The following is a 12,082-nucleotide window of genomic DNA, read 5'->3' as shown; positions in this document are numbered from 1 at the left end:
CGGGCAGCGATCGTGCTGCCCGGCCCCGGCCGTTCCGCTTCTGCGCCCGCTCGGAGCGCCCGCTCAGAGCGCCTGCTCGGCGGAGCGGCCCGGCGGGAGCGACAGCAGCGACCGGTGCCGCCCGCCGCCCGCCGCGGTCGGCTGCTGCCCCAGGTACCCGGCGGCGACCCAGCCCTGCCCGGTGCCGCCGACCGCCTGCCCGGCGGTGTGCCCGGTGGCCGCGTGCTCCGCGGCGGTGTGGCCGGCCGAGGTGTGCCCGGCCTGCTGGCCGACCGTGGCGGTCTGGGTCGCCAGCCGGCCCTGCTGGTGATCGGTGCCGTGCCCCCGCCCGGCGGCCGCCGACCGGCTCTCCGAAACGAACTGCGGGGTGCCGTGCGCGTGCCCCGCGTAGGTCTCGAACACCTGGTGCTGCGGGTAGGACGCGGCCGAGGGCGCGCCGAACCCGGAGAACCCGGAGAACCCGGAGAACCTGTCCGGCCCGCCGAAGCCGGTGAAGCGGAGCTGTTCCTCGTCCGTCCGGTCGCCCGGCAGGGCCCGGAAGAGTCTCCGGTACTCGGAGTACAGCGCGTCGTAGATCGGGGTCGGTGAGACGGGCAGGCCCGCGTCGTACGAGGGGCGCATGCCCGGGATGGTGCGGCCGGCGGACGGGCGGGTGGTCGGGGCGACGTCGTAGCTGTACACGTGAGGGCCAACGAGTGAGACCGCCCGGGGATGCGGGGTTCCGCGGCCCGGCCTGTGCCAGTCGGCCGGGTGCCGCCGGGAGGCCCGCCGGGCGCTCGGCCGGGCGGTCCTCCGGGTCCGGACGATCTGCCGCCGGGCACGGTCAGGTGCCGGCCAGCGGCAGCATGCCGGCGGCCAGGACGCCATGCCCGGCGGCCCGGTCGAGGGCCATCCGCAGCAGGTCCTCGCGGGGCTGGCGGCCGATCGTCCCGGCGGGCACCGCGTACATGATCACCTCGGAGCGGCGGGCGACCGCGGCGCGCCAGGCCTCGGTGACCTGCAGCGGCTGGTGGGCCTGCCACCACGCGGCGCTGCCGCCGGTGGCCGAGGGCTGCAGGATCGCGTGCAGCTGGCCCATCGCCATCAGCACCGACCAGCCGGTCAGCGGTCGGACCGGCGCCCGGTCGACCGACTGGACCACCTGGAAGCCGTGGTCGGTGAGCAGGGAGAGGAACTCGTCCTCCGCCGAGCCGCTGCCGGGGCGGGCGATCGGCCCGGTGGGCTCCACCACGAGGGCCGCGTACGGGGTGTCCCCGCAGAGCACCAGGCCGCAGGTGACGCCGAGCACCGCCGGCTGGGTGCCCGGATCGGCCGGGGCCTGCGGCTGCGGCGCCCGCACGGGCGGGGCGGACCAGCCGTAGTCGGGCATCCCGGGGACGGCATGGGCGCCGGGGGCGGCGTGCGCCGGTGCGGGCGCGGGCGCGCCGACCCCGCCCTGCGCCTGGGAGATCGAACGGACGGCACCGAGCAGCTGGTCCTCGTCCACCGGCACCACCTGCGAGGGCACGCACCGGGCGTGGGCGAAGGCCAGGACGGCGGTCTCGTCGCCGACGAACAGGACCGTGCTGGTGGGCTCGCGCAGTGAGTCGCCGGGGGCGCGGCACGAGGTGCAGTCGTAGGCGTCCGGGGCGTGGGCGCCGGCGAGCAGGCGGTCGGCCTCGTCGTCGCCGATCTCGGTTCGTACTTCGTCGCTGACTTCGAGCATGCGCGGCAAGGGGGACTCCTCCGGTCTCAGGGGGTGGCACGGGCGCGCCTGGCCGCCATCCCCAACGGGCGGTTGTGGCCGGGGTCACGGGTGCGTCCGGCTCCGACGGGATTTGCCGCGGATCTGACTGCGACGGGTGGGCGTGCGGTCGCAATCTGTCGACGCTGTGCCCGAGCTCACAGGCCGGAAACGGTGAGCAGCCTCACGATCGGGTGGGGACCGATCATGGAAAACACGGGCAAAACGGGCATATCACCGTTCTTTGCTAGATCGATACTCGCGGTAACACCACGCTGAGCTGGGACGACCCGAAACTGTTTGGTGCCCGGCCGGACGGCTCGTAGGTTTTTGCCCAGTGCACCGAGCACTTCCCGGGTTCACCCGAGCACCGCCCACCGGCCCCGGCCGGGGGAGCGAGTGCCGCCGGAGCGGCTGACCACCGCCCGGACGAAGCGGGTGGCCGGGGCGGCGCGGCACGTACGAACACGTGCAACGGCCGTCTTGCGGACGCGGCGAGCGAACCGAGAGCCACACGGCTCTGGTTCCGCATGCCCGCCCGGGGCTTTCGAGAGGAATCCCATGCTCTTCCGTAACGAGACTGCCGCTGCCACCACCACCGCCACCAAGCGCAACCGCGTCCGGCTGGCGATCGCGGGCGGCGCCGCTGTGGCCGTCCTGCCGGTGGCGGGCCTCGTCACGGCCACCTCCGCCTCCGCCGCCTCCGTCTCCACCTGGGACGCCGTCGCCCAGTGCGAGAGCACCGGCAACTGGCACATCAACACCGGCAACGGCTTCTACGGCGGCCTGCAGTTCACCAACAGCACCTGGGCCGCCTTCGGTGGCACCTCGTTCGCCCCGCGCGCCGACCTGGCCACCAAGGACCAGCAGATCGCCGTCGCCGAGAAGGTCCTCGCCGCGCAGGGCCCGGGCGCCTGGCCCGTCTGCTCCGTCAAGGCCGGCCTGACCAAGGGCGGCGCCGCCCCGCAGGTCGACACCGCCGCCGCTGCCGCACCGAAGGCCGCCGCCGCCCCGGCTCCCAAGGCCGCCGCCCCGGCCGCCCCCAAGGCCGACGAGCAGAAGGCCAGCCGCAGCGAGGCCCGCGCCCAGCTGAACACCACCGCCAAGCAGGACGCCCCGAAGCCGTCCGCCCCGGCGAAGAAGAACACCGGCGGCGGCAACTACACCGTCAAGGCCGGCGACACCCTGAGCAAGATCGCCAACGCCAAGGGCGTCGACTGGAAGTCCCTGTACAAGAACAACGCCGGTGTCATCGGCGGCAACCCGAACATGATCTTCCCGGGTCAGGTCCTGTCCGTCTGACACCCCGTGCGGCGCTGACCACCGCGTCACCGCCCAGGGCTTGTCTGACGATTCCCGCCGCCGATGCGACGCGAATCGTCAGACGAGCCCTCGTCCGGGGCCGCCCCTGCTGCGCCCCCGGCCACCTGCCGCCGCCCGTCGGCGGCCCGTCATCCTCCGCCCGGTTCCCGCTCAGTCCATGACGAGCTCGCCCTTCGCCACCCGGGTGCCCAGCCGGACGGCGAGCTTCAGCCCGGCGTCCGGGTACAGGCGCAGCAGCGCGTCCTCGGCGTCGGCCGCCTCCTCGGCCTTGCCCACCTCCCGCTCGAAGGCCTTGAGGTAGTCGCGGGTGAAGGCGATCGCGCTCGCGTCCGGGGTGGCCGCCGGCATCCGGTGCCCGGCCACCACCATCATCGGATCGAGCGCCTCCATCGCGTCCAGCATGTCGATCCAGGCCTCCCGACGGCCGGGGTCCGGGGTGTCCGCCGTCCAGGCGTGCAGCCCCTGGTAGAGCGCGACGCCGCCGAGCAGCACCCGGCTGCGGTGCTCCCACAGGAAGTGCCGGTCCGGCAGCTTCGGTTCGAAACCGCGCACCTCGAAGCGGTGCCCCTCGAACTCGATCACGTCGCCGTCCAGCGGCCGCAGCCGCGGCGGCCGGGTCGGCAGCTCGCTCCCCAGGTGCGCCCAGGTCGACAGCTTCGCCGGGTACGTCTGCGCGATGTGCTCGATCACCAGCGGATGCGCCAGGAACGTCGCCTCCGGGAAGGCGTTCTGCACCTCTTCGGCGCCGAAGTAGAAGTCCGGGTCCCCGTGGCTGACGAAGACCGTGGTCAGGGGCCGCTCCATCGCCCCGACCAGCTGCGCCAGCTTCCGCCCGTCCGAACGGGTGAACCCGGTGTCCACCAGCATCGTCCCGCGCGCGCCGGCGATCAGCACCGCCGTCTTGTGCATGGACGACTCGGGAAGGTCGACGACGGCGAAGTCCAGCCTGCTCATGCCGGCTCCTCGGGTGCACGGAGCGGCGCAGACGGTGCGCCGCGGCGGGGCGGGGCGGGGTCGGCTCCCCGACCAGCGTGGGCCGCCGGCCGGTGCACCGCATGTCGATCCTGCGGCAGACGTGGAGCCCGCAGGGACCACCCGTCCCGTTGCCCGGCCGTCCCCCCGTCCGGCCGTCCGGACGTCCGGCCCCGGGCCGGAGGTCCGGACGCCGGTCCTGCCGTCCGTGCCCGGGCCGGTCCGGGCAGCTGCGAGGATGGCCGTATGACCGGCGAACCCCTCCCGTTCCCGCGAGAGCCCGCCGAACCGGCCCCCGGCGCCGTCCACCTCCCGGACTGGCTGGACGCCGCCGAGCAGCGCGCGCTCGTCGAGGCCTGCCGCGACTGGGCCAGGCCGCCCGCCGGGATGCGCACCGTCCGGATGCCCACCGGAGGCCACATGTCGGTGAGCACCGTCTGCCTCGGCTGGCACTGGTACCCGTACGGCTACGCGCGGACGGTCGTCGACGGCGACGGCGCCCCGGTCAAGCCCTTCCCGCCCGGACTCGGCGCCCTCGCCCGCCGCGCCCTCGCGGCGGCCTACGGTCCGGACGGCCTCGCCGCCGTGCCCGGCGCCGCCGGGTACGAGCCCGACATCGCCGTCGTCAACCACTACCCGCACGGCGCGCGGATGGGCCTGCACAAGGACAAGGAGGAACGCGTCGACGCCCCCGTGGTGTCGCTCTCGATCGGCGACAGCTGCGTCTTCCGGCTCGGCAACACCGAGACCCGCACCCGGCCCTGGACCGACCTGGAACTGCGCAGCGGCGACCTGTTCGTCTTCGGCGGCCCGGCCCGGTTCGCCTACCACGGCGTGGTGAAGACCCTGCCCGGCACCGCCGACCCCGCACTCGGCCTGGTCGGGCGGCTGAACATCACCGTCCGGCAGTCCGGGCTCGTCTGAAGCCGTCGTCCCGCGGCTCCGGGGCCGCCGTTGCCGGGCCGTCCCGGGCCGTTCCGGGCCCTCCACGCAGGTCCGGCAGTCGGTTCCGGTGGCTGTTCCGGTGGCCGTTCCGGTCGCCGTTCCGGGCCGGACCGACCGCGGATTCCGATCCGGACGGCGGGAATTCCCCGATCCGGAGGAGACTTCTCGGTAGACGTAGAGCGCCGGGCGGCGCCGCACCGGAGATCCCGGGCAGGCGTCCGGCGGCCTGGAGAGGACACAGGACATGGGCACGCCCGTCGACCAGCTCGTCGACCTGCTCGATCTGGAACAGATCGAACTCAACATCTTCCGGGGACGCAGCCCGGAGGAGGCCCTCCAGCGGACCTTCGGCGGACAGGTCGCCGGCCAGGCCCTGGTCGCCGCCGGCCGGACGGTCGACGGGGACCGCCCGGTGCACTCGCTGCACGCGTACTTCCTGCGTCCCGGAGTCCCCGGCGTGCCGATCGTCTACCAGGTCGACCGGATCCGCGACGGACGGTCCTTCACCACCCGCCGTGTGCTGGGCATCCAGCAGGGCAGGTCGATCTTCGCGCTGACCGCCGACTTCCACCGTCCCGAGCAGGGCGGCATCGAGCACCAGGACGCCATGCCGCAGGTCCCCGGCCCGGAGGAGCTGCCCAGCGCCCTCGACGAGGTCGGCTCCCGGCTCGGCGAGATGCCGCCGTTCATCAGCCGGCGCCAGCCCTTCGACGTCCGCTACGTCGACCGGCTGCGCTGGAGCAAGGAGGAGCTGGCCGGGGTCCAGCCGCGCAGCGGCGTCTGGCTGCGGACCAACGGCGAACTGCCCGACGACCCGCTGATCCACGTCTGCGCGCTCACCTACGCCAGCGACATGACGCTGCTCGACGCCGTCCGCGTCCCCGTCGAACCCCTGTGGGGCGAGCGGAACTTCGACATGGCCTCGCTCGACCACGCGATGTGGTTCCACCAGCCGTTCCGCGCCGACGACTGGCTGCTCTACCAGCAGGAGTCGCCGATCGCGCACGGCGCCCGCGGGCTCGCCCGCGGCGAGATCTTCGACCGCAGCGGGCGGCTCGTCGTGTCCGTCGTCCAGGAGGGACTGTTCCGGCCGCTCACCGCACGCTGACCCGGCGGGCGCGACCCGCCCGCGAGCCCTTGCGGATCCGATCCGCCACCGTTCCGCCGCCGCTCAGGCACCGCTCAGGAAGGACCGCCGATGACCGCCGCAGAGACCGCCGCGGAATCCTGGCAGCGCTGGACCGAGGCCCGCGCCGCCGCCGTCAGCGCCCAGCACGGGCCGCTCGCACTGACGGGGACGCACTGGCTCGGCCCGGACCCGGAGCAGATCCCCGGCCTGCCGGGCGAGTGGTGGGCCGCCGACGGGGTCGTCCGGCTCGACGCCAAGGCCGAGTACGGCATCCGGCTCGAATCGGCGGCCGCGGCCGGGGCCCTCGACGGGGAGGTGTCGCTGCGGCCCGACACCGACCCGGCCCCGGAACGCGCCACCCTCGGCGAACTGCGCCTCGTCCCCATCGAGCGCGAGGGCGAGCTCGCCCTGCGGGTCTTCGACCCGGACGCCCCGGCCCGCGCCGCCTTCGCCGGCATCGACACCTTCCCGTACGCGCCGGACTGGGCCGTCCCCGCCGTCTTCACCCCGTTCGAGAGCGGCGACCGGGCGCTCACCGTCCCCAACGCGGACGGCAAGGAGCGGCCGCTCGCGGTCACCGGGCAGATCGCCTTCACCCTGTGCGGCGAGGAGTACGCGCTGACCGTCAGCCGCTCCGGCGGCCGGCTCAGCGGCGTCATCGCGGACGCCACCAGCGGGCACGAGACCTACCGCTTCCGGTTCATCACCCTGCCCGCGCCGGACGCCGACGGCCGCACCGTGCTCGACCTCAACCGGGCCCACCTGCCGCCCTGTGCCTTCGCCGACCACTTCATCTGCCCCTTCCCGCCGCCCGGCAACCGGCTGCCGGTCGCCGTCGAGGCGGGGGAGCGGCACGTGGTCACCGGCTGACCGTCCGCCCTGCCCCCCCCCCCCCGGCTCGGCGGGCCGGTCGCCGAACCGGGGCGCCGGGTCGTGCCGTCCGGGGGTCACCAGCGCATCCGGACGTCCTCGGCCCAGCCGAACAGGTCGTGGACGGCGATCCGGCTGCCGTCCGCCGCCCGGACGCTGCCGCGGTAGTGGCCGAAGCACTGGTCGGTGCGGTTGGCGAGCAGACCCGCCTCGGTGCGGGTGCGGCGGTCGTGGAACGGGGTGAAGACCAGGTCCACCCCGTCCGAGCCCGGGGTGCGGACCGTCCACGGCGCGAGCGGGTCCGCGAGGTCGTACGACCAGGCGAGCTCCTCGCCGATCCGGGTGAGACGGCCGTCCACGCAGAGGGCGTTCTCGGTGGTGCCGGTGCCGACCGTCCAACGGCCGCCGAACTGCAGGCCGAGCGTGCGGCCGTCGTCGGTGCGGCCCGAGGCGGCGCCCCAGTTCCAGTGCACCCTCCGCGGCCACCGGCCCCGGCCGTGGTCCAGCACCGCCCAGGCGTCGTCCGCCGCCCCGAACGGCAGCGTCTCGTCGCCGATCCGCAGCGTGCCCCGGGCCGGGCGGGCGGTGTGCTTGGAGGTGTACTGGAAGCGCCGCTCGTCCCACGGGACGACCACGCCGAGCGTCTCGTGGCCGTCCGGCAGCGCCGCGAACACGTCGATCTCCACCGGCCGTCCGTCAGGCGCCACGCAGCGGGCCCGCAGCCGCGTACCGCCCGCCTCGCCGAGGACTTCCACCCGGACCCGCCCGCCGGTCGGCCGCTCCGGCCCCACCACGACGTCGGTGCCGCTCCCGTTGGACCCGGCGATCGCCTCCGGAAGGGCGACCCCGCGGCCGAACGGCACCAGGGCGGTGCGTTCCGCCTCCCAGGGGCTCGTGCGGCCGGCCGGGCCGTCCCAGCGCAGCACGTACACGCTGTTCAGCGCCAGGAAGTCCAGATCGCTCACGGTCAGCGCCACCAGGTGCGTCGGAGCGGCCACGCACCAGTACTCCCAGCGCTTGGTGCGGCCCCAGCCGCGCAGGTTCGCCCGGTGCAGCGGCCGGCGCGACCAGCCCACGGCCGCCGGATCGAGCCGCCCGTCCGGCCGGCAGAGGTCGACGGGGGCGGTCAGTTCGCGATCGGAGGACGCCACGGCGGCCACCGTAGCGGCAACCCCGGGGGGACGGGGTGAAACGTCGTGGCCGAACATGGTTGACCATGTCGACCGATCAGCCGCAAGCCCCCGAAGCAGCCCCGTCCATCCCCGCCCGCACCACTGCCCCCACGGTGGGCGCTGCTGACCCCACGGTGGGCACTGCGGACTGTACGGCGGACGCTGCTGACCCCACGGTGGGCACCACGGACTGTACGGCGGGCGCTGCGGCTCCCACGGTGGGCGCTGCGACCCCGGGGCGGCTGCGGCGGATCGTCCGCGGTGCGCTCGCCGACATCGGGCCGCTGCGCGACATCCCCGACTACCGGCGGGTCTGGTTCGGCCAGACCGTTTCCTCGGTGGGCCAGCAGATGACCGCCGTGGCCGTCGCCGTCCAGGTCTGGGACCTCACCCGGTCCAGCTTCGCCACCGGCCTCGTCGGACTCTTCTCGCTCGTCCCGCTGGTCGCCTTCGGCCTGTGGGGCGGTGCCGTCGCCGACACCGTCGACCGCCGCCGCCTCGGCCTGATCGGCTCCGCCGGCCTCGCCGCCGTCTCCGTCCTGCTCGCCGCCCAGGCCCTGCTCGGCCTGCACGTCGTCGCCCTGCTGTACGCGGCGGTGGCCGTCCAGGCGGGCTTCTTCGCACTCTCCTCGCCGGCCAGGTCGTCGATGATCCCGCGCCTGGTGCCGCGCGAACAACTGCCCGCCGCCAACGCGCTCAACACCGTGAGCATGAACCTGGGCATGACCGTCGGCCCCATGCTCGGAGGACTGCTCATCGGTGCGTTCGGGGCCCAGTCCGCGTACCTCTTCGACGCGGTCGCCTTCAGCGCGACGCTCTACGCGATGTGGCGGCTGCCGGCGATGAAGCCGCAGAGGTCCGGTGCCGGTACTGATGGTGGAGCGAAGGAGCGGGCGTCCGTCCTCGACGGGCTGCGCTTCCTCGCCACCCGGCCGAACCTGCGCACCAGCTTCCTCGCCGACCTCGCCGCCATGATCTTCGGCCTGCCCCGGGCGCTCTTCCCCGCCATCGCGGTCGGCTTCTACGGGGGCGGGGCCGGAACGGTCGGCCTGCTCGTCGCCGCACCGGCCGTCGGAGCGCTGGTCGGAGCGCTGTTCTCGGGGTGGATCGGGCGGGTGCACCGGCACGGCGCGGCCGTCCTCGCCGCCGTCGCCGCCTGGGGACTCGCCATCGCCGCCTTCGGGGTCGTCCGCGAACTGTGGCTCGGACTGGCGCTGCTCGCGGCGGCCGGCTGCGCCGACACCATCAGCATGATCTTCCGCAACACGATCATGCAGGTGGCTGCGCCGGACGACATGCGGGGCCGCCTCCAGGGCATCTTCATCGTGGTGGTCGCCGGCGGGCCGCGCCTCGGCGACTTCGAATCCGGCACGGTCGCCACCCTCACCTCCTCCGTCACGATCTCCGTCGTCACCGGCGGGCTGGCCTGTGTCGCGGCCGTCCTGCTGCTCGCGGCGCGGCGCCCCGCCTTCCTCCGCTACGACTCCCGCAAGCCCACCCCCTGACCAGCCACGACACCACCCGGCCCCGCCACCCGAAACCTGGCAGCGAGCACCCCTCCACGTGCTGTATTGTTTTCCACGTCGCCGGGAGACCGGAGGCAAGGTCGAGAAGCCGAAGATCACCGGTCGAGATCGGTGAACCGAGGCAGCGAGACCACGGGACGTGGCGCAGCTTGGTAGCGCACTTGACTGGGGGTCAAGGGGTCGCAGGTTCAAATCCTGTCGTCCCGACAGGAATGTCGGAGCCCCGCTGACTGGACGGAAGTCCAGGCCAGCGGGGCTTTTACCGTTTCTACGGCTGATTCAGCGCACGAGCCGCAGGTGGCGGCCGGGGGAGTCCGGCGGGACCACTTCGGGACCAGGAGCCCGCCGAGGCCTGCTCAGGTGAGCGCTCAGCGCCTCGCCGGCCAGCTCGATCGAGCGGCGGTCCGGGTGCAGGTAGCGCTGGGTCGTCGTCAGCGACCCGTGCCCGGCGATCTTCCGCAGGACGTGCAGCGGCACCCCCGCATCCGCCATCCACGTCAGCCCGGTGTGTCGGAGGTCGTGACGGCGCAGGTGCTCGAAGCCCAGCTCCACCACCACCTCGTCCCAGTGGGTCGCGTCCCGCAGGACCGCCGTGGTGATCCGGCCGTCCCGGGGCCCGCTGAACAGCCGGGCCATCGGGTCGGGACCGATCACGTCGAGCCGGCGGGCGACCAGGTCCCGGATCTCCGGGATCAGCGGTACCGTCCGACGGCGCTTGCCCTTGGTGCCCTTGTCCACCAGCCCGCCCGGCGCAGTGGTGGTCTGCCGGCACAGGTCCCACGTCCACCGCACGCGGTCGATGTCCTTGCGCCGCACACCGGAGACCTCGCCGATCCGGGCCGCGGTGCAGGCCGCGAAGCGCACCACGTCTCCCCAGCCGCCGTACTGGCCGTGCGAGCGCACCACCAGGGCACTCGCCAGGTCGTCCAGCGTCTGCCAGTCCGGCAGGGCCAGCGCCCGCGGGTCGTCCAACTCGTCCTCGGCCTGCTGGTACTCGCGCTGCCAGCCGCTGACCTTGGCCGGGTTGGTGTCGATGACCCCGTCGCGGACCGCCTGCTCCATGACCCGCACGAGCATGGCAAGGGTGTTCTTCACGGTCGAGCGGCCGTGCTCGTCGGCGATCCAGCCGTAGACGGCGCGGTCGATCACACCGTTTGTGACGGTCCGCAGGGGCAGATGGCCCAGCGTGGGGACGATCCGCAGCCGCCACCCGGCGCGGTAGGGGTCCAGCGTCTTGGACTCCAGGCCGCGCAGGGCGAGTTCCATCACCGAGTCCCCGTACTCGGCCAGCGGCATGGTCGCCGTAGCCGGAGTGACGCCGCGGCTGGCCAACCGCAGCATCCCCGCGATCCACTCCGTGGCAGCGTCCTCGGTCGTGAACATCTCAGAGCGGGACGGCCGGCGACCGGTGGTCGGGTCGGCCCATCGGACCCGGGCACGGTACGGGCTCGGGTACTGCGGCCGGTATTCGATGTCCGTCGAGAGCTTCACACCGAGCGGAGGGTTCTGCTGGGGCATCAGGCCGCCTCTCCGGGAACGATCCGACGCGACGCCAACCAGGCCTCGACGTCGGGGATGCTGTACATGGACACCCGCGAGGTGAGGCGGACGAACGGCGGACCCTGGACGGGGCTGGAGGTGCGCCAGCGCCTCAGCGTCGACGGGTCGACGTCGATCAGCTCGGCGACCTCCTCGGTGGAGTACCAACCGCTGTGCAGCAGCCCACCGCGTGGGGGGCGGCCAGAACCGTGCTGGCTCATCGACTCGATCAGCTGGGCTACCTGATCGATCGTCAACATGATCTCGGGCAAGGGGCGAGTCCTTTCTCAGGAATGGGTCCCGCCAAAGTGCTCTCTGGCGGGACCCCGAGGTGAGACAGGCGGACGGGGGCAGCGGCTGCGGGCTGCTGCCTTCCTTCCCAGGGATCCGTAACCTCCGTAACTGCCGTAACCGTGCAGGTCAGGGGCATGATCGAAGTTACGGATTGGGTTTCGGTTACGGATGGGTGCCGTTGCGGGGCCGCACTGGGCGGCGTCCGTGGCGGCTCAGGAGCGCTCTGCGACGGCGGCGGTCGCGGGCGTGACGTCAACGGATGTATCCGTAACCGTGCCCGTATCCGTAACCGGGAACAGGGGCCTGACCTGCGCGGTTACGGCGGTTACGGCAGTTACGGATTCCTGGGGAAGAGGCGGGCAGTAGCGGACCCAGCCGTCGGTGAGGTCGGCGGCGAGGTAGCCCTTGGCCGCGACACCGTTGAACTTCATGGTGCGGGGCTTGATGGGGTCGTTGTCGGCGGTGACGTAGTCGCCGAGCATGCGGGCGAGCGTGCGGGTGGTGAGGGGGCGGCCGTCGAGGTCGGCCCAGGGTGCGTCGTCCATGGCGTTGAGCTGGTCGACCAGGACGGAGCTGGGCATGCGGTCGG

The 12,082-nt window shown here is 73.6% G+C and carries 12 protein-coding genes and 1 tRNA gene; 6 read left to right on the top strand and 7 right to left on the bottom strand.

What is annotated here, in order from left to right; all coding sequences use genetic code 11:
- Positions 1-63 precede the first annotated feature (63 nt).
- Positions 64-681, bottom strand: coding sequence for a hypothetical protein (locus AB0442_RS39995; protein WP_366168436.1), 618 nt, complete (start codon positions 679-681; stop codon positions 64-66).
- A gap of 142 nt (positions 682-823) precedes the next feature.
- Entirely contained in the window at positions 824-1,705 is an 882-nt protein-coding gene (locus tag AB0442_RS39990; RefSeq protein ID WP_366168437.1) for a hypothetical protein, read from the bottom strand.
- Between the two features lie 579 nt (positions 1,706-2,284).
- On the opposite strand from AB0442_RS39990, the gene AB0442_RS39985 reads away from it, so the two are divergent.
- Positions 2,285-3,025 (top strand): transglycosylase family protein, encoded by a 741-nt coding sequence (locus AB0442_RS39985; protein ID WP_366168435.1) that lies wholly within the window; start codon positions 2,285-2,287, stop codon positions 3,023-3,025.
- 171 nt (positions 3,026-3,196) lie between these two features.
- Here the strand turns inward: AB0442_RS39985 and AB0442_RS39980 are convergent, their stop codons facing one another.
- Positions 3,197-4,000, bottom strand: a complete 804-nt coding sequence (locus AB0442_RS39980; protein ID WP_363549729.1) for an MBL fold metallo-hydrolase — start codon at positions 3,998-4,000, stop codon at positions 3,197-3,199.
- Positions 4,001-4,264: 264 nt separating this feature from the next.
- Between AB0442_RS39980 and AB0442_RS39975 the strand changes: the two genes are divergently transcribed.
- The 3 genes from AB0442_RS39975 to AB0442_RS39965 all read left to right on the top strand — a co-directional run bounded on the left by AB0442_RS39975 (position 4,265) and on the right by AB0442_RS39965 (position 6,962).
- On the top strand, positions 4,265-4,942 hold the full coding sequence (locus AB0442_RS39975; protein WP_366168434.1) for an alpha-ketoglutarate-dependent dioxygenase AlkB: 678 nt from the start codon (positions 4,265-4,267) through the stop codon (positions 4,940-4,942).
- A gap of 265 nt (positions 4,943-5,207) precedes the next feature.
- Positions 5,208-6,071 carry an acyl-CoA thioesterase II gene (locus AB0442_RS39970; RefSeq protein WP_366168433.1) on the top strand — a complete coding sequence of 288 codons (864 nt, stop codon included), beginning with the start codon at positions 5,208-5,210 and terminating at the stop codon, positions 6,069-6,071.
- A 90-nt stretch (positions 6,072-6,161) separates the two neighbouring features.
- Positions 6,162-6,962 (top strand): DUF1684 domain-containing protein, encoded by an 801-nt coding sequence (locus AB0442_RS39965; protein WP_366168432.1) that lies wholly within the window; start codon positions 6,162-6,164, stop codon positions 6,960-6,962.
- Between the two features lie 77 nt (positions 6,963-7,039).
- Here AB0442_RS39965 and AB0442_RS39960 read toward each other — a convergent pair whose 3' ends face one another.
- Entirely contained in the window at positions 7,040-8,113 is a 1,074-nt protein-coding gene (locus AB0442_RS39960; RefSeq protein WP_366168431.1) for a DUF2804 domain-containing protein, read from the bottom strand.
- Between the two features lie 239 nt (positions 8,114-8,352).
- Here AB0442_RS39960 and AB0442_RS39955 point away from each other — a divergent pair, with 239 nt between their 5' ends.
- Positions 8,353-9,639 (top strand): MFS transporter, encoded by a 1,287-nt coding sequence (locus AB0442_RS39955; RefSeq protein ID WP_366168430.1) that lies wholly within the window; start codon positions 8,353-8,355, stop codon positions 9,637-9,639.
- A gap of 154 nt (positions 9,640-9,793) precedes the next feature.
- Positions 9,794-9,867, top strand: a tRNA-Pro gene (locus AB0442_RS39950).
- A gap of 72 nt (positions 9,868-9,939) precedes the next feature.
- On the opposite strand, the gene AB0442_RS39945 is transcribed toward AB0442_RS39950, so the two are convergent.
- The 3 genes from AB0442_RS39945 to AB0442_RS39935 form a co-directional block, all read right to left on the bottom strand.
- On the bottom strand, positions 9,940-11,178 hold the full coding sequence (locus tag AB0442_RS39945) for a site-specific integrase (RefSeq protein ID WP_366168429.1): 1,239 nt from the start codon (positions 11,176-11,178) through the stop codon (positions 9,940-9,942).
- Positions 11,178-11,471 (bottom strand): helix-turn-helix domain-containing protein, encoded by a 294-nt coding sequence (locus tag AB0442_RS39940; protein ID WP_366168428.1) that lies wholly within the window; start codon positions 11,469-11,471, stop codon positions 11,178-11,180. The genes AB0442_RS39945 and AB0442_RS39940 overlap by 1 nt, the downstream gene beginning before the upstream one ends.
- Before the next feature lie 234 nt (positions 11,472-11,705).
- The coding region (locus tag AB0442_RS39935; RefSeq protein ID WP_366168427.1) for a DUF3631 domain-containing protein at positions 11,706-12,082 on the bottom strand (377 nt) is incomplete at its 5' end.

The sequence above is a fragment of the Kitasatospora sp. NPDC085895 genome, from assembly GCF_040702125.1.
Classification (GTDB): Bacteria; Actinomycetota; Actinomycetes; order Streptomycetales; family Streptomycetaceae; genus Kitasatospora; species Kitasatospora arboriphila.
This window is presented reverse-complemented; position numbering and strand designations above follow the sequence as displayed.